This window comes from Fulverythrobacter ferritrahens, from assembly GCF_020539485.1.
GTDB lineage: Bacteria > Pseudomonadota > Alphaproteobacteria > Sphingomonadales > Sphingomonadaceae > Andeanibacterium > Andeanibacterium ferritrahens.
In genome coordinates, this window is record NZ_JACDXU010000002.1 from 154017 (window position 1) to 170278 (window position 16262).

A 16262-nucleotide genomic window follows, 5' to 3' on the forward strand; every position below is an offset into this window, starting at 1 on the left:
GAACTCCCTCCTGTCCACGGCCCTTCCGTAGCGTCCTTGCCGCCCCCGGCGCAGGGGGTTAGGTGATGCGTGGAAAGCGCGCGCAAAGCACCTCAACAAGCGAATAAGGGAGCCGAAGATGCCTTATGCCCCCGCCATCGATGACCAGATCCTGGCAATTTCCGTGAATGCCGGAATTGCGGAGCTGGCCGCCCATCCACGCTTTGCCGCCGCCGAGCCTGACATGGTACAGGCCATCGCGGAAGGCATCGGCGCTCTTGCCGCAGGGGAATGGGCACCGCTCAATCGCATTGGCGATGTGGAGGGGGCGCTGCTTGTGAATGGGACGGTCACCCTGCCCGCCGGATTTGCCGAGGCCTATGCTGCTTATATCGAGCAAGGCTGGAACGCGATTTCCGGCCCAACTGAATATGGCGGGCAAGGCCTGCCCTACACGCTGGCCATCAACGTGATGGAAAATCTCGGCACCGCGAATCTTGCATTCTCCCTACTGCCCATGCTGACCGTCGGGGCGATCGAGGCAATCGAGAAGCACGGCAGCGAGGCCCAGCGCGCGCTGTATCTGCCCAGGCTGGTGAGCGGCGAATGGCCCGGTACGATGAATCTCACAGAACCGCAGGCAGGCAGTGATGTCGGCGCCTTGCGGAGCACGGCCACGCCAATCGAGAACGGGCCCCATGCAGGCAAATATCGCATCGCTGGTCAGAAGATCTTCATCACCTGGGGCGATCACGAGCTTGCTCAGAACATCATTCACCTCGTCCTGGCCCGCCTGCCTGGCGCACCGGAAGGCAGTCGCGGGATCTCGCTGTTCCTGGTGCCCAAATTCCTCGTCAATGAAGATGGCAGCCCCGGCGCGCGCAACGACGTGCGCGTCGTCAGCCTGGAGCACAAGCTGGGCATCCATGCGTCTCCCACCTGCGTGATGTCCTACGGCGACAGGGGCGAATGCATCGGCGAGCTGGTCGGCCGCGAGAACGAAGGGCTGAAAGCCATGTTCACGATGATGAACTCGGCCCGTATCAATGTCGGCAATCAGGGCGTACAAATCGCGGAGCGGGCAACGCAGCAGGCCCTCGCCTATGCCTGGGAGCGCGTGCAATCGCCCCGCGCGGGCGGCGCGAGCCGCGCCCCGGTGCCGATTATCCAGCATCCCGATGTGCGCCGGATGCTCCTGCGTATGAAAGCCCTGACGGAAGGCTCCCGCGCGCTGCTCTACTACACATCCGGCATGGTCGATCGCGGAGCGCTGGGCGATGGCGCAGCGCAGTCCCGCGCGGACCTGCTGGTGCCGCTGATCAAGGCATGGGGCACCGATATCGGCATGGAAGTCGCCAGTCTGGGCATCCAGGTGCATGGCGGCATGGGCTATATCGAGGAAACCGGCGCCGCCCAATATCTGCGCGATGCCCGGATTCCGCCCATCTATGAAGGCACGAATGGCATTCAGGCTGCAGATCTCGTCACACGCAAGCTCGGTTCGGAAAATGGCGGAGTGCTGGTCGCGCTGATGAGGGATATCGCCAAGGATGGCAAAGATGAGCCACAACTGGTGGCTTTGGCGCGGGAATGTGCTTCTATTGGCGAATGGATGCTGCATGACGCCACTCTGGATGACAGACTCGCTGGCAGTGTACCCTTCTGCACCATGTGCGCCGTCGCCACCGCAGGCTGGCAATTGCTATGCCAGTTGCAGGCTGTCGAAAGAGGTGAGGCACCCGCCCTCGCCGCGACGAAGCCAGTCACGGTACGCTTCTTCCTCGACCGGCTTGTGCCGGAGGCCCTGGGGCTCGCGGCATCGGCACGGGCAGGGGCGGAATTGCTCTACGCTCTTGACGCGGAGCTACTGGCAGGCTGAAGCCTGAGCCCATGATCGATCAGGGAGATCCTCTCGCACGGATCGCCGCCGCCCTCGAGCGGATGGCTCCGCCCCCTCGTCCCGCGACTGACTGGCTCGCTTTCCCGGCCTATGTCTGGACCGGCAGCTTCGCCCGCCCGGTAGAACGGCTCGAAGCGCCCCGGCTCGATATGCTGCGCGGGATCGACGCCCAGAAGGAACGAGTAGCGGAAAATGTTCTGCGTCTCGCGCAAGGCCACGCCGCGCATGACATGCTGCTGTGGGGTGCGCGCGGCATGGGCAAGTCCGCCCTGACGCGCGCGTCGATCCTCGCCGCACAGAAGGCTCATCCCGGGCAGATCGCGCTGGTTCAGGCAGGCACCGATGCGCTGGAAGGCATTTCAAGCGTCTTTGCCGAGCTTGGGCGGGTGGAACGCAACTTCCTCGTCTATATTGACGATCTCGGCTTTGCGGAGGGCGATTCCGTGGGGCCCCGCCACTTGCGCAGCTGGCTGGAAGGCGGGGTAGAGGCACGGCCCGGCAATGTCCGCCTGGCAGTTACTTCCAACCGCCGCGCCATCGTGCCGCGTCATTCAGCCGAGCAGGACGATCCGCTGAACCCGCGTGATGCCGTGGACGATAATCTGGCACTGGCGGACCGTTTCGGCCTTTCCCTCGGCTTCCATAGCTGTTCGCAAGATGACTATCTGGCGATCATCGGGGGCTATTGCGGTGAATTTGGACTTTCCTTCGACGAAGGTGATGCGCTGGAATGGTCCAGACGGCGCGGCGCCCGTTCGGGCCGCACCGCCTGGCAATATGTGAACGAGCTGGCAGGGCGCGCAGGCCGCCTGCTTTAATTCGGCACTCCATTTTCCTCGAACGCCGCCGCCGGATCGCCCAGCAGTTCCTTGATCGGCGGCATACGCTTGCCCTTGTTGCGTTGGGGGGCAGGGTTTTCCGGGGCGCCGGGCTTCACCACGCGCCACACGATGTTCCCCGTATCGTCACTCACCAGAAGGGCGCCGGTCTTGTCCCAGGCTACCCAGGTCGGGCGGCCCTTGGTGGTGCCATCCTTGTTGAGGAAGCCCGTCAACACAGGGACCGGCTTGCCGGTGGGATTGCCGCGTGCATCGAAGTTCACGAACACCACGTCATAGCCTGCGGGCGGCTTGCGGTTCCACGAACCGTGCCGTGCCACAAAGGCACCTTGGCCGAATTCCGGCCCCATGCGGTTACCCCCTCCGGTAAAGACAAAGCCCAAGGCGGCAACGTGGGGGCCCATGGCGAATTCGGGCCGGCGGACATAACCCGTCAGGCCGGAGGGCATCGGCGCCTCTACCCGGTCATCAATCACATCACCCCAATAATACCAGGGCCAGCCATATTGGGCACCCACAGGAACATTGGTGAAGTAATCAGGCACCAGATCGGAACCGAGCATGTCACGCTCGTTCACAGTGGTCCATAATTCCCCGGTCCAGGGGTTCCAGCCAAGGCCGTTGGGATTGCGCAGACCGGCCGCGAAGGGACGCGAACGACCCGTGGAGAGATCCAGCTCATGGATCATCGCCCTGCCCTGTTCCGCCTCGATCCCGCCTTCAGCGATATTGGAGGCCGAACCTACCGCGATATACAGCTTGGTGCCGTCGGCATTCAGCACCAGATTACGCATCCAGTGATTGCCTGCGCCAGGCAGATCCATCAGCTTCTTTGGCGCGCCAGTGATTGCCTTTGAACCGAGAACATAGTCAAATTCCACCACTTCATCGTGATTGGCGACGTAAAGCTTGCCATCTTTCCACGCCATGCCCGACGGCGAATCAAGATCGCTGCGGAGCACGGTCTTCCCTTCCGCCACGCCATCGCCATCCGCATCCTGCAGCAACACGATCTTGTTGGGCGAAGGAACGTCTGCCCCCGCCTGGCTGAACAGGATGCCCGCCACAAAATTGGTGATGCTGCCGCCGGCGATCACACGGGCCGGGGCGTTCGATTCGGCAACCAGCACATCCCCATTCGGCAGGGTCAGCATGGTGCGAGGATGCTCGAGCCCTTCCGCGAAACGCGCCACTTTCAGGCCATCTGCCGGAATTGGCGCTTCTCCCGCTTTCCAGCCTACCGGCTTGGCAATCTTCACCGTGGGAATCGTTTGCGGATCAGGATCGGCCAGCTTGGGGTCGGTCCCGGTCACTTCATCAAAGGGAACATCGGCCGCATCCCCGCGAAGGATGAAATAGCCGGCAATCGTGAGAGCCACGACGACCACGAGCAATCCGATAAGGATCTTCTTGAGCAGGTTCATGGAGAGCGGAATAAACTCATGGGCGGCTTGCGGCAACGGGGCAGCACATTACATCTGCCGGGCAATGTATGACTTCGCCCCCGATCCCGCCCTTTCCAAAGCCGAATTGCATGGCGAGTTGCTTGCAGCCGTTGATGCGATCACGACAGGCGAAAGCGATGGCATTGCCAATATGGCCAATGTCGCCGCCTTGATCTGGCAATATCTGCCCGATCTCAACTGGGCGGGCTTCTATCGGGTGATCGGGGAGGAGCTGGTTCTCGGCCCCTTCTGCGGGAAACCGGCCTGTATTCGCATTGGCTGGGGTAAAGGCGTCTGCGGCACGGCGGCAGCCAATGCAGCAACCCAGCTGGTTGAGGATGTCCATGCCTTTCCCGGCCATATTGCCTGCGATGCGGCGAGCCGTTCGGAACTGGTCGTGCCGGTATCACGAGATGGGCAAGTAGTCGCGGTGATCGACCTGGATAGCCCTACCCAGGCCCGCTTCGACCAGGAAGATGCTGCGGCCGTGGAACGGCTTGCGGCAATACTCTCTAACCGGATCTGAACGCCCCGAAACGAGACAGAGGCCACGGGACCTTTCGTTTACCGCGCATTATGATGCTAAATTTCAGGTTAACGCGGTGCACGGCCCTGCATGGCCGTTCGCGCAGTTGACAGGGGATTCAGCCAATGCGCCTTTGCCGTTCTACCATTCTTGCAACCGCCGCTTTCTCCTTTCTTGCGGCGAACCCTGCCATCGCTGGCGATACGCAGGGTTCGCCTCAAGTTGAGGAGGATTACGGAGCAGTTCCGGTACTTCAGGCCGCCCCCTTGATATATTCCGGCCCGGCCATGGCCATGCCTTATGGACAGGCAGGCTTGCCTCCCCAACCGATCACGATGAAGCCCGCCTACAGCCAGGAAGAACGAGAGGCATGGCTGCGCGATTGCCGCCGTCGCTATGGGGACAAGGATAACGGATTAGGCGGCGCTGTAATTGGCGGCGTTCTTGGCGGCGTTGCGGGCAATGTCATTGCCGGTGAAGGCAACCGCACGATCGGCACGGTGGTAGGCGCGACTGTCGGTGCCCTTGCCGGGGCAGCCATCGACAAGGGCGAGGACAAGGCCCGGACGCGCGATTTCTGCGAGGACTACCTCACTCGCTATGAGGGGAATGCCGAGGCCTATGGGGGCCAAGTCTATGGGAGTTACCCCTATGGCGCCTATTCTACCGGGCAGGTGATGTGGATACCCGTCGTAGTGGGTTGGACCTGCAAACCTAAGGAAGAAATCGTTGAGGAATGGCCCGCTCGGCGCATCATTCCCGCGAAACCGTCTTCCGCGAAGACGAAATATATTCCGGTTGGGAATGCTGCGACGAAAACCGTTCCGGTAAAGGTCGAGCCAGCCAAGCCGGTAAAATGAAAAAGCCGCCGGAAGTCGCGCAGCGCGACTTCCAGGCTTGTCCCCGCCCGTGCCGCCCTCAGATTTCCCCGCCCGTCAGCCGTTGGCAAACGAGATCGAGCTGGTCGAGCGTGGAATAACGGATCGTCACTGCGCCTGAACGCGGATCGGCATCGGACGTAATCCGCACTGGAAGGCCGAGAAATTCTTCCAGCTGGTTCTGTACGGCGGCAATATCCGCATCCTCCGCATTAGCCGAGGCTGCAGCCTTGCGGGGTTCGCGTTGCTTGCCGGGTTTGCGAGCCAGCTTCTCCATCTCGCGCACGGAAAGCTTCTTCTCCACTGCCTGTTCAGCAAGGGCTTCGGCATCGTCATGACCCACCAGGGCGCGAGCGTGGCCCATGGTCAGGCGACCGGCCTCGAGATGGGCAATCACGCTTTCCGGCAGCGAGAGCAGGCGCTGGAGATTGGCGACATGGCTGCGGGATTTTTCAACCAGCCGGGCAATTTCCGCCTGGGTCAATCCCTCCAGCTCGGCGAGCCGGCTATAGGCCCGCGCTTCCTCAACCGGATTGAGATCCTCGCGCTGAATATTCTCGATCAGCGCCAGAGCCATTACATCACGATCGGAAAGTTCGCGAATTAGCGCAGGAATCTCATGGAGTTGTGCTTTCTGGGCGGCACGCCAGCGCCGTTCACCAGCGACCAGTTGATAACCCCCACCCACCGGACGCACGATCACCGGCTGAATAACACCCCGCGCCGCGATCGAAGCCGCCAATTCATCCAGTGCCTCTTCGTCGAAATGTCGGCGCGGCTGATCAGGATGCGGCTGAATGGTGGAAACAGGAACGCTGGCCAGCCCGTTGCGTATCAACGAAGTAGCGGCGGGGCGCTCCGACCTTATCGAATCCGAATTTGCCCCGGTTGCCGGGCGGGCCGGAGATGACGTTGCCAACGGCTCTTCCCGCCGAACTTCACCAAGCAAAGCACCCAGTCCGCGGCCGAGCCGGCGCTTGGCCTCAGGCCGCGCCGCATCGCCTCCTCCGGCGACTGCCGCAAGCCGGACCGGTTCATTGCCATCACTCATGCCGCTTTCCTCTTTTCGGGCAGTCGGGAAATCAATTCGCGCGCCAGCGCCATATAGGCCCGGCTTCCTGTGCAGGAGTGATCATAGATCAGCGCAGGCAGGCCGTGGCTCGGCGCTTCCGACAGACGGACGTTCCGGGGAATCACGGAATCGAAAACCAGATTGCCCAGGCATCCGCGCACATCTTCGGAAACCTGATCCGTCAGCCGGTTCCGCCGATCAAACATGGTCAGCGCAACGCCGACAATTCCCAGATCGGGGTTGAACAATTGCTGGACCTTTTCAACCGTCTGCAACAGCTGACTCAGGCCCTCAAGCGCAAAGAATTCACACTGGAGCGGCACCAGCAATGTGTCGGCAGCAGTCAGCGCATTGAGCGTCAACAGGCCAAGCGAAGGTGGGCAATCGATAAAGCACACATCGTGGCCGGTATGCCCCGTGAAGGCCCGGCGCAACTGCCCTGCCCGGTCTTCGAAATCCACCAGTTCGATTTCCGCGCCACTGAGATCTACAGTGGCAGGAATGACATCGAGCCCCGGGATTGAACTCGGCACGGTGGCCTCGACCACACTCGCTTCACCCAAAAGAACATCATAGCTCGAAATCGTCCGGTGACGAGGATCGATCCCCGTGCCAGTAGAGGCATTTCCCTGCGGATCGAGATCCACCAGCAAGGTCTTCCATCCAGTCGCGGCCATGGCTGTGGCCATGTTGATAGCGGTAGTGGTCTTGCCCACTCCACCCTTCTGGTTCGCAATGGCAATTCGGATCATTGGCATTAGCCTCGCTTGCTGCCTGGGCCCGATTCAAGCCCTGTCCCGACTCGTTCAAGCCGACCGACGATAATCCCCGCCTCTGGATCGGTGCAGGACTGTTCCACGTGGAACAGCCTGGACATCGATTCGGGCAGCGATGCCAAATCCTGGGCTGCGGAACGGCCTTTCGGCAACAACCATATAGTCCGATTTGTGGAAAAGCGTGCGGAAAGATCGATGAGTTTCTGCATCGGTGCAAACGCACGTGCGGAAATGACTCCCGCTGGCTGAGACGGCACCACTTCCAACCGGGATGCGACCACACTGCAGTGTTCCAGACCCAGCTCCACACGGACGCGTTCCAACCAGTCAGTGCGCTTACGGCGTGATTCGATCAGACGAACATCCCATTCGGGTCGCAATACGGCGATCACGAGCCCCGGAAACCCTGCGCCCGTGCCAAGATCAAGCCAGGGCCCGTCAAGTGACGTTCCACGTGGAACATGGGCAAGCAGTTGCGCAGAATCCGCAATATGGCGCAACCACGCCGTTGGCAGCGATGCTGCGGCAATGAGATTTTGCCGCTCATTTTCTTCCCGCAACATCGCCGTCAGGCGGTCGAGACGGTCCAGCGCGACCTGATCGCCAAACTGCGCCACATAAGCACGAGCCTCTACCTCGTCCTTGAGAAGCTCATTTTGAGTCATGCGGCCTCACCCATCCGGCGGCGCGCGTGAACAAGCAAGGCCGCCAGCGCCGCCGGAGTAATACCGGGAACTCGTCCTGCGGCAGAGAGCGTCTCAGGCCGCGCAGCATCGAGCCGCTCAACCATTTCACGTGAGAGCCCGGGGACAGAAGCGAAAGGAAATCCCTCCCCAAGGGGTACTGTCTCGCTTGCCCGTAAATCGCGCAGTTCTGCATCCTGCCGTGCGAGATAGGGCGCATAGGCGGCATCCTCTGCCAGTTCCAATGCAATCTCGCTCTCCGGATCGAAACCATCGGAGAACCAGCGCGAGAGATCCTTCAACTCAACACCGCCAAAGCGCAACCATTCCCGCAGAGAGCGCTTGCCACCATCGGGCCTGACCGGAAGGCCCTTGCCGGCAAGCTCGACTGCCCCCAATTCCCGATCCAGAGCCTCGTTCCATTTCACCCGATCTATCTCGCGCTGACGGAACCATTGCATCCGTTCCTCCCCAACACACCCGGCCTCGACCGCCATGGGAGTGAGCCGAGTAGTCGCATTATTCGCTCGCAACCTCAGGCGATACTCCGCCCGCGCAGTAAGCATACGATATGGCTCACTGACACCGTGGAGGGTGAGATCATCAATCATCACAGCCATGTAACTATTGGCACGATCAAGCGAAGGTGTTTCACGTGAAACCACGGCAGCTGCTGCGTTCATTCCCGCGACCAGTCCTTGCGCAGCGGCTTCTTCATACCCCGTGGTTCCGTTGATCTGGCCTGCGCAATAAAGCCCTGGAATTGCGCGGAGTTCCAACGTTGGACGTAATGCACGTGGATCGATATGGTCATATTCAACCGCATAGCCCGGTACTTCCATCGTAACGGTCTCCAGCCCCTCCATCGTACGGAGCATGGCGAGTTGCACATCTGCTGGAAGAGAAGTGCTGATGCCATTGGGATAGACAAGATGCGTACCAAGACCCTCTGGCTCCAGAAATACCTGATGGCCATCCCGATCGGCAAAACGATGAATCTTGTCCTCGATGGAGGGACAGTAGCGCGGCCCCCTCGCGTCGATTGCCCCGGTAAAAAGTGGCGAGCGATGGAGGTTGGCACGAATCACGTCATGGCTACGCTCGTTCGTTCGGGTGATCGCACAGAATATCTGCGGATTCCGGCGAGCAGCGGTGAGCGGTGACATCGTCCAGAAATCCGCATCACTCGGCTGCTCATCCAGCCGCGCCCAATCGATTGTCCGTCCATCAAGCCGAGGCGGGGTGCCGGTCTTGAGTCTTGCCATAGGCAGCTTTGCTTCACGCATCTGCGCGGCCATACGCTGAGCCGAGGCTTCCCCAATACGTCCTCCGGATAGCCTTTCCTCTCCGCGGAAAAGCGTACCACCAAGAAACGTGCCCGTGCAGAGAATGACGGCCTCAGCCAGAATCCTCCTACCGTCCCCGAGAACGATACCAGCCACCCTGCCCTGTTCGAAGATGAGTTCCGCCGCTTCGCCTTCAATACAGGACAGGTTCTCCTGCTTGGCGATCATTTTCTGAACAGCACGCTTGAACAAGCTGCGATCTGCCTGGATGCGCGGCCCCCAAACCGCGCTGCCCTTTGACCGATTGAGCATGCGATAATGAATGGCAGCTGCATCGGCCGCCCGCCCGATCAAGCCGTCAAAGGCATCGACTTCCCGAACCAGATGACCTTTGCCGAGACCGCCAATCGCCGGATTGCAGCTCATCGCGCCAATAGCCCGAAGGTCAAAGCTCACCAGCGCTGTGCGCGCGCCCATCCGTGCGGCAACCGCAGCCGCCTCGCAGCCGGCGTGGCCACCGCCGACAACCACAATGTCGAAGCTATTTCCGGAAGAACTCATCGCAGCGCCGATACTGCCTCTGGTGACTCGGGTCAAAGACCTTGCGATGTTCCACGTGAAACATGCCTCCGGAATTCACTTGCCGATACAGAACCGCCCAAACAAGGCATCCAGCATATCCTCCGTCGCTGAGCGGCCAATCAAACGGTCGAAGGACAGGCGCGCAAGCCGAAGCTGCTCTGCCAACAACAACGGATCGCTTTCCGCTGCCGCGCTGCCCAGAGCAGTAAAGGCATCTCCAAGCAAACTACGCTGCCTGAGGTTCAAAGCAGCCTGGCCGGGCCGCGGCATTGCTACACGTGCAACAGCAACGAGATCTCGTTTCAGACCCATTACTCCCTCGCCCGTCAATCCTGAGACGCGATGGCGCGGGTGCGCCTTGCACGGGTGCCCCGACACATCGATCTGTGTTTCGATCTCCCATGCGCCCACCGGGCCTTCACCCTCAGGACCAAGCCAGAGAACGAGATCCGCCTTTTCCAGCTCTGCTTGGGCTCGCGCGATGCCGATAGCCTCGATCTCCTCTGCTCCTTCCTCTCGCAGGCCTGCCGTATCGATGAAGCAGAAAGGAAGTCCATCCAACGCAACCGGGTGAATCAGAACGTCACGGGTCGTGCCTGCGCTTGGGGAAGTGATTGCCGCCTCGGTCTCAACCAGTGCGTTAAAGAGCGTGGACTTACCCGCATTGGGTGGACCGGCGAGGACCACGCGAAACCCTTCCCGCAATGTCTCAGCGTGAGGCGCATCAAGAGCCTTACCTATTTCCTCGGTAATGCCCTGAATGTCGGCGGTGAAATCCGGAGGGAGGACAGCAACATCATCCTCATCCGCAAAATCGAGCACTGCCTCAACTCGCGCGGAGCAGGTCAGAACACGGTCCCGCCAATCAATAACCTGGCGTGACAGCAAACCACCCGCCATCTCCACTGCCGCCCGCCGCTGAAGCTCTGTCTCTGCCAGCAGAAGATCGGCAAGGCCTTCTGCCTCAGCGAGGTCCATCCGGCCATTGGCGAAAGCGCGGCGAGTGAATTCCCCCGGCTCCGCCCGACGCAGACCACTGAACCGCGCCAATGCTTTCTCCACCCCGGCAATAACCGCCCGGCCCCCGTGGAGATGCAGTTCAGCCAAATCCTCCCCAGTTGCTGTATGCGGTCCCGGAAACCAAAGGACGAGAGCCTGATCGAGCACGCTGCCGTCAACATCCCGCAGCGTCCTGAAACTGGCATGCCGAGGTATGGGCAAAGCGCCTGCAAGATTGCGCAAGGCCTCGCCTGCCTGCGGCCCGCTGATGCGCAGCACCCCGATCGCTGCCGGAGGTTGCCCGCTGGAGAGAGCGAAAATCGTATTCATCCGCACGCGCCTAGCGCAAATGTCCGGGCAGGTCAGCGGCCAGGCTTATCGCCCTTGTTCTTCGCCCCTTCCGTAAAGGCGGCACCGCTTTCCATGAAATTCTGGAACAGCTTCAATCCCAACTGTCCCATCGGAGCGAGATTCTTGGCATATTCCTGAAGCTGATCGACATTGGTCACACCCTGCATCGCCTTGGCAATCGCATCCATGTAGACTTGATTGGCTTTCTCCACGTCAGGTAGACCCATGAAGCGACGCGCCTCTTCCGGGGTACAATCGATCTCGACATGGACCTTCATTATGGAGCCTCCTTGAGCGGAAATGCCTGTAAGACAAACGGCGATCTGGTTTGCAGGCTGCAAGGCTGTCACAGCGTGCTGGCAAAGTCCATCGCCGGGCAATAGCTTGCGCTTCAGGCAGCGAGAGGAGATTCCCATGGCCACCAATCTCAGCATTCCCGCCCTAAACGGCGAAGGTAACATTCCCGCATGGTGTTCACGCCCCGAGGGAACTCCACGAGCAGCCGTGGTCGTAATCCCCGAGATCTTCGGCGTTAATGCCGGCATCACGCAGAAATGCGACGACTGGGCAGCACACGGCTATCTAGCTCTCGCCCCCGATCTGTTCTGGCGTTTTGCGCCGGGAAGCGACCTGAACCCCGATGTCGAAGCAGAGTTCAAGCAGGCGATCGACAATATGATGCAATATTCTGCCGATGATGGGGTGAAAGACATTGAAGCCTGCGTGAAATTCATTCGCGCGGAAATGGGCGTGGCGAAGGTTGGCGCCGTCGGTTTCTGCCTGGGAGGCAGGCTCGCTTATATGGCCGCCGCTCGCACGGATGTGGACGCCAGCGTAGGTTATTACGGTGTAATGATCGATCAGATGCTGGACGAAGCTCATGCCATCGCCCGGCCATTGTTGCTGCACGTCCCCACGGCGGATCATTTCGTAAGTCCGGAAGCTCAGACAGCGATGCACAAGGCGCTCGACCCTCATCCCCGGGTGACGCTTTATGATTATGATGGGCTGGATCACGGCTTTGCCGCGACATCAGGCAAGCGCCGCAATGAGGAAGGCGCACAATTGGCGGATGCTAGGACGCGGGAATTCCTTGCGGAAAACCTCGCTTAAGCCTGATCTAGCTCACCGATTATAAACATCAGCCGTTTTTCTACGGCTGCCAGCGGCAGATCAATCGGATCATATCCATAGTGGCGCCATGCGGCGATAACTGCCGCATCGCTCGCCACCGCAGCTTCCCAGTCCTGAATACGCTCCGCATCCTGGGCGTATATTTCGCGCCAAGGCGGAGCGCGGAACACCGGCCCCTCATAACGCAATTCACGGCAGATTCTGCCCAGTTCTGCTGGCACAGGCAACCCGTCCAACAGGAGAAAGCCTGCAATATCGGGAAATCCGCGATCGAATAGAACTGGCGCGAAGTGATGGCTGCTATTCTTGAATGCAGCCATCTCATGCCACAGCATTGCTTCAGCAAAGCCGACTGGATCATGCTCGCGCAGTTCCATCCCGCCCGGCGCCTGAAGAATCTCCCGCGCCACTTCGGGAGAGACCACCAGGCCAGCAGCGGCAGCTGTATCGAGCAAGGTGGACTTGCCCGCCCCCGGTCCGCCGGTAACCACCGAGCGGAAGGGGAAGCGAGCCGCCATTCGAACCTTACTGGTTCATCGTTGCGAAGAAATCTTCGTTGGTCTTGGAATCCTTCATCTTGTCGAGAAGGAATTCCATCGCATCGACTGTGCCCATCTGCATGAGGATACGACGAAGCACCCACATCTTGCTGAGCTGATCCTTGCCTACGAGCAGTTCTTCCTTGCGGGTACCGCTCTTGCCGACGTCGAGCGCCGGGAAGATGCGCTTGTCCGCAACCTTGCGATCAAGCACGATTTCCGAGTTACCGGTGCCCTTGAATTCCTCGAAGATAACTTCGTCCATACGGCTGCCTGTATCGATCAGTGCGGTGGCAATGATCGAGAGCGAGCCGCCTTCCTCAATGTTACGGGCCGCGCCGAAGAAGCGCTTCGGCCGCTGCAGCGCGTTGGCATCCACACCGCCGGTCAGCACCTTGCCGGAGCTAGGCACCACAGTGTTATAGGCACGGCCAAGGCGCGTGATGGAATCCAAAAGGATCACCACATCCTTCTTGTGCTCGACCAGGCGTTTGGCCTTTTCGATAACCATTTCAGCAACTTGCACGTGACGGGAAGCGGGTTCGTCAAATGTCGAGGAGATCACCTCGCCATTCACCGAGCGTTGCATGTCGGTCACTTCTTCCGGTCGTTCATCCACAAGCAGAACGATCAGGAACACTTCGGGATGATTGTCGGTGATCGCCTTGGCGATGTTCTGCAGCAGCACCGTCTTACCGGTACGCGGCGGTGCCACGATCAGCGCGCGCTGGCCCTTGCCCTGCGGCGCGATCAGATCGATCACGCGGGCGGACTTGTCCTTCACCGTGGGATCAACCGTATCGAGAACCAGGCGCTCATCGGGATAGAGCGGGGTCAGATTGTCGAAATTGGTGCGGTGACGCACCGCGTCCGGGTGATCGAAATTGACGCTGGTAAGCTTGGTCAGCGCGAAATAGCGTTCACCGTCCTTGGGTGCGCGGATTTCGCCTTCCACCGTATCGCCCGTGCGCAGGCCCCATTTCCGGACCTGGTTGGGCGAAACATAGATATCATCCGGACCGGCGAGATAATTCGCTTCCGGGCTGCGCAGGAAGCCGAAACCATCCTGCAGCACTTCGATGGTGCCGACGCCGAGGATTTCCTCCCCGTCTTCGGCCACTTCCTTGAGGATCGCGAACATCAGATCCTGACGGCGCATGGTGGATGCGCCTTCGACCTCATATTCCTCCGCCATGGCAACCAGTTCGGCCGGCGTCCTCTTCTTCAATTCTTTAAGATGCATGTGTTTGTTCCACTCGGGATATTTTCGGGAAGCCGGCAGGTCATCAGGGCTTGGAGAAAGCAGACCCTACCGCCCGGAATGGCGGCTATAGCCGGATTTCCCCGGAAATAGGCGCCACGCGCCCTCGCGTCAATTCGCAATGGAAGCGCAAGTGGCACAGCCTGCCGCAAATTGCGTTCCTGTCCGGGTCAGGCCGAAATATTCAGAAGGGCTTGATGATTACCAGCACCACGATCAGCGCAGCCGCCATCCCCGGGATTTCATTGAGCATGCGCAGTTTCCGGCCTTCCAGCTTACGCTCACCCCTGGCAAGCGCCTTGGCATAGGCTGAAAGCCAGCCATGATAACCTGAAAGGATCAGGACCAGCAGCAGCTTGGCGTGAAACCATCCCTGGCTGAAAGCGCCAATCTGCCATGCCAGCAACAGGCCCAGAACCCACACCACGATGATCGAGGGCAACAGGATGATCTTCAACAGCTTGCGCTCCCGATCGATCCATACGCCGTTTTCCGGGGAATCCGGCGCACATTCCTGATGATACACGAAATAGCGCGGCAGCATGAAGAGCCCGGCCATCCAGAAGATCACAAAAATGATATGGCCGGCCTTGAGCCAGTAATAGAGCATGGAGAGCACTTCCTGCATGCGAGCCATTTACGCCAAAATGGCATAGGATTCACCCGCATATTTTGGCCGGCATGTGGCAGAGCGGACGTGACGGGGTCAAGAGATCGGATAGCCGTGTACGCCCTGCCCGTCGACGCTCAACTGCCCCAGGCGCGAACAACCTCGATCAATCGTTCGACATTGGCGATCGGGGTCGTCTGACCGATTCCATGGCCCAGATTGAATACATGGGGCCGCCCGGCAAAAGCATCGAGCACATGGCGAGCTTGTTGATCCAGTTCCTCGCCGCCCGACAACAGTAACAGCGGATCGAGATTGCCCTGCACCGGCATGCCTTCCGGCAGTGCCTTGGCAGCCCAGAGAGGATCGACGGTTTCGTCCACGCCAATGGCATCGACACCTGTCTCACGGGCATAGGCCGATAGTTTCTCGCCCGATCCTTTCGGGAAACCAATCAGCGGGATCAGGGGATGACGGCGCTTCATCTCCACAGCAATCGCTACATTCGGTGCGATCACCCAGCGCTCATATTGCGCAGGGGAAAGGCTACCTGCCCAGCTGTCAAACAGTTGCAGTGCTTCCGCGCCCGCTTCTACCTGCCCCGAAAGATATTCCACCGTGACCGCTACGATTGCATCCACGATCGCCTGAAACGCTTGAGGATCGCGATAGGCATATTCGCGTGTGACATGTTGATCCCGGCTACCTTCGCCCGCGACCATATAAGTTGCGACCGTCCAGGGACTGCCTGCAAAGCCCAGCATGGTCACCTCTGGCGACAAGTTGGCCTTTACCCGTCTCACCGTCTCGTAAATCGGTGAGAGACGCTCAGGTACGGCTTCCAGCCCCTCCAGAGCGGTATCGATGAGCTTTGGAGAAAGGTGTGGGCCCTCGCCCGCCAGGAATTTGAGATCTTGTCCCAGTGCATAAGGCACGATCAGAATGTCCGAAAACAGGATTGCTCCGTCAAATCCGAAACGCCGCAAGGGCTGAATCGTGATTTCGGCTGCGGCTTCTGAATCATAGACGAGTTCAAGGAAACCGCCCTTTTCGGCCCGCAGCGCACGATATTCGGGGAGGTAGCGGCCGGCCTGGCGCATCAACCAGATCGGGCGTCTTGAAACGTTGGTTCCGCGGAGTGTTTCGAGCAGGGGTCCAGGCATTTCGGCAAGGTCCAATCAAAAAAAGATATTAATTTATATAGGGTTGTGGACTCTGTTGGTCCTGTGGATATCGGGGATTGCAGCGCCTTGCCCGATTTCTCCCGGATTGAACAGCCAATGTGGCTGATCGAATCGTGGAGCTGGGGCGTCAACGAGACTCTTTCCCCGTTGTCCACAGCCTGTCGAAATCACTTTCCACCTGTCCACATCTTGCCCTGTGAAGGACTCGGTCCGGGGGT

16 protein-coding genes are annotated in these 16262 nt (G+C 59.9%); 5 read left to right on the forward strand and 11 right to left on the reverse strand.

Features of this window, described 5'->3' with window-relative positions; translation table 11 throughout:
* The first annotated feature begins 118 nt into the window (after window positions 1-118).
* A complete protein-coding gene (locus H0274_RS08850; RefSeq protein WP_226794714.1) occupies window positions 119-1858 on the forward strand; it encodes an acyl-CoA dehydrogenase in 1740 nt (579 codons plus the stop codon).
* An 11-nt stretch (window positions 1859-1869) separates the two neighbouring features.
* Window positions 1870-2697, forward strand: coding sequence for a DUF815 domain-containing protein (locus H0274_RS08855; RefSeq protein ID WP_226794716.1), 828 nt, complete (start codon window positions 1870-1872; stop codon window positions 2695-2697).
* Here the strand turns inward: H0274_RS08855 and H0274_RS08860 are convergent.
* Window positions 2694-4142: a PQQ-dependent sugar dehydrogenase gene (locus H0274_RS08860; protein WP_226794718.1), complete on the reverse strand. Its 1449-nt coding sequence runs from the start codon at window positions 4140-4142 to the stop codon at window positions 2694-2696. The genes H0274_RS08855 and H0274_RS08860 overlap by 4 nt on opposite strands.
* 64 nt (window positions 4143-4206) lie before the next feature.
* On the opposite strand from H0274_RS08860, the gene H0274_RS08865 reads away from it, so the two are divergent.
* The gene (locus H0274_RS08865; RefSeq protein ID WP_226794720.1) at window positions 4207-4689 is read left to right on the forward strand and encodes a GAF domain-containing protein; all 483 of its coding nucleotides are present in this window, start codon (window positions 4207-4209) and stop codon (window positions 4687-4689) included.
* Window positions 4690-4976: 287 nt separating this feature from the next.
* Complete coding sequence (locus tag H0274_RS08870) at window positions 4977-5549, forward strand: glycine zipper 2TM domain-containing protein (RefSeq protein WP_226794723.1); 573 nt, start codon at window positions 4977-4979, stop codon at window positions 5547-5549.
* A 58-nt stretch (window positions 5550-5607) separates the two neighbouring features.
* Here the strand turns inward: H0274_RS08870 and H0274_RS08875 are convergent, their stop codons facing one another.
* The 6 genes from H0274_RS08875 to H0274_RS08900 form a co-directional block, all read right to left on the reverse strand.
* Complete coding sequence (locus H0274_RS08875) at window positions 5608-6618, reverse strand: ParB/RepB/Spo0J family partition protein (protein WP_226794725.1); 1011 nt, start codon at window positions 6616-6618, stop codon at window positions 5608-5610.
* Entirely contained in the window at window positions 6615-7391 is a 777-nt protein-coding gene (locus H0274_RS08880; RefSeq protein WP_319018215.1) for a ParA family protein, read from the reverse strand. Before H0274_RS08880 ends, H0274_RS08875 begins: the two co-directional genes overlap by 4 nt.
* Before the next feature lie 5 nt (window positions 7392-7396).
* A complete protein-coding gene (rsmG, locus tag H0274_RS08885) occupies window positions 7397-8080 on the reverse strand; it encodes a 16S rRNA (guanine(527)-N(7))-methyltransferase RsmG (RefSeq protein WP_226794730.1) in 684 nt (227 codons plus the stop codon).
* Window positions 8077-9945 carry a tRNA uridine-5-carboxymethylaminomethyl(34) synthesis enzyme MnmG gene (gene mnmG / locus H0274_RS08890; protein ID WP_226794732.1) on the reverse strand — a complete coding sequence of 623 codons (1869 nt, stop codon included), beginning with the start codon at window positions 9943-9945 and terminating at the stop codon, window positions 8077-8079. Before mnmG ends, rsmG begins: the two co-directional genes overlap by 4 nt.
* 75 nt (window positions 9946-10020) lie before the next feature.
* Window positions 10021-11295: a tRNA uridine-5-carboxymethylaminomethyl(34) synthesis GTPase MnmE gene (gene mnmE / locus H0274_RS08895; protein ID WP_226794734.1), complete on the reverse strand. Its 1275-nt coding sequence runs from the start codon at window positions 11293-11295 to the stop codon at window positions 10021-10023.
* A gap of 32 nt (window positions 11296-11327) precedes the next feature.
* Window positions 11328-11594: a DUF6489 family protein gene (locus tag H0274_RS08900; RefSeq protein ID WP_226795688.1), complete on the reverse strand. Its 267-nt coding sequence runs from the start codon at window positions 11592-11594 to the stop codon at window positions 11328-11330.
* A 136-nt stretch (window positions 11595-11730) separates the two neighbouring features.
* Here H0274_RS08900 and H0274_RS08905 point away from each other — a divergent pair, with 136 nt between their 5' ends.
* Complete coding sequence (locus H0274_RS08905) at window positions 11731-12429, forward strand: dienelactone hydrolase family protein (protein ID WP_226794735.1); 699 nt, start codon at window positions 11731-11733, stop codon at window positions 12427-12429.
* Here the strand turns inward: H0274_RS08905 and H0274_RS08910 are convergent.
* The 4 genes from H0274_RS08910 to hemE all read right to left on the reverse strand — a co-directional run bounded on the left by H0274_RS08910 (window position 12426) and on the right by hemE (window position 16023).
* Entirely contained in the window at window positions 12426-12968 is a 543-nt protein-coding gene (locus tag H0274_RS08910; protein ID WP_226794737.1) for an AAA family ATPase, read from the reverse strand. The genes H0274_RS08905 and H0274_RS08910 overlap by 4 nt on opposite strands.
* Window positions 12969-12975: 7 nt before the next feature.
* Window positions 12976-14232, reverse strand: a complete 1257-nt coding sequence (gene rho, locus H0274_RS08915; RefSeq protein ID WP_226794738.1) for a transcription termination factor Rho — start codon at window positions 14230-14232, stop codon at window positions 12976-12978.
* A gap of 202 nt (window positions 14233-14434) precedes the next feature.
* Window positions 14435-14878 (reverse strand): CopD family protein, encoded by a 444-nt coding sequence (locus tag H0274_RS08920; protein ID WP_226795689.1) that lies wholly within the window; start codon window positions 14876-14878, stop codon window positions 14435-14437.
* Window positions 14879-14997: 119 nt separating this feature from the next.
* Complete coding sequence (gene hemE / locus H0274_RS08925; protein WP_226795690.1) at window positions 14998-16023, reverse strand: uroporphyrinogen decarboxylase; 1026 nt, start codon at window positions 16021-16023, stop codon at window positions 14998-15000.
* Window positions 16024-16262 lie beyond the last annotated feature (239 nt).

Bases quoted from the DNA above. Each gene is read 5' to 3' on its own strand.
- H0274_RS08880 (WP_319018215.1), bottom strand. From the start codon at position 7,391: ATGATCCGAATTGCCATTGCGAACCAGAAGGGTGGAGTGGGCAAGACC.
- H0274_RS08900 (WP_226795688.1), bottom strand. From the start codon at position 11,594: ATGAAGGTCCATGTCGAGATCGATTGTACCCCGGAAGAGGCGCGTCGC.
- H0274_RS08865 (WP_226794720.1), top strand. From the start codon at position 4,207: ATGTATGACTTCGCCCCCGATCCCGCCCTTTCCAAAGCCGAATTGCAT.
- rsmG (WP_226794730.1), bottom strand. From the start codon at position 8,080: ATGACTCAAAATGAGCTTCTCAAGGACGAGGTAGAGGCTCGTGCTTAT.
- H0274_RS08855 (WP_226794716.1), top strand. From the start codon at position 1,870: ATGATCGATCAGGGAGATCCTCTCGCACGGATCGCCGCCGCCCTCGAG.
- H0274_RS08905 (WP_226794735.1), top strand. From the start codon at position 11,731: ATGGCCACCAATCTCAGCATTCCCGCCCTAAACGGCGAAGGTAACATT.
- H0274_RS08910 (WP_226794737.1), bottom strand. From the start codon at position 12,968: ATGGCGGCTCGCTTCCCCTTCCGCTCGGTGGTTACCGGCGGACCGGGG.
- hemE (WP_226795690.1), bottom strand. From the start codon at position 16,023: ATGCCTGGACCCCTGCTCGAAACACTCCGCGGAACCAACGTTTCAAGA.
- mnmG (WP_226794732.1), bottom strand. From the start codon at position 9,945: ATGAGTTCTTCCGGAAATAGCTTCGACATTGTGGTTGTCGGCGGTGGC.
- H0274_RS08870 (WP_226794723.1), top strand. From the start codon at position 4,977: ATGGCCATGCCTTATGGACAGGCAGGCTTGCCTCCCCAACCGATCACG.
- rho (WP_226794738.1), bottom strand. From the start codon at position 14,232: ATGCATCTTAAAGAATTGAAGAAGAGGACGCCGGCCGAACTGGTTGCC.
- H0274_RS08860 (WP_226794718.1), bottom strand. From the start codon at position 4,142: ATGAACCTGCTCAAGAAGATCCTTATCGGATTGCTCGTGGTCGTCGTG.
- H0274_RS08875 (WP_226794725.1), bottom strand. From the start codon at position 6,618: ATGAGTGATGGCAATGAACCGGTCCGGCTTGCGGCAGTCGCCGGAGGA.
- H0274_RS08920 (WP_226795689.1), bottom strand. From the start codon at position 14,878: ATGCAGGAAGTGCTCTCCATGCTCTATTACTGGCTCAAGGCCGGCCAT.
- mnmE (WP_226794734.1), bottom strand. From the start codon at position 11,295: ATGAATACGATTTTCGCTCTCTCCAGCGGGCAACCTCCGGCAGCGATC.
- H0274_RS08850 (WP_226794714.1), top strand. From the start codon at position 119: ATGCCTTATGCCCCCGCCATCGATGACCAGATCCTGGCAATTTCCGTG.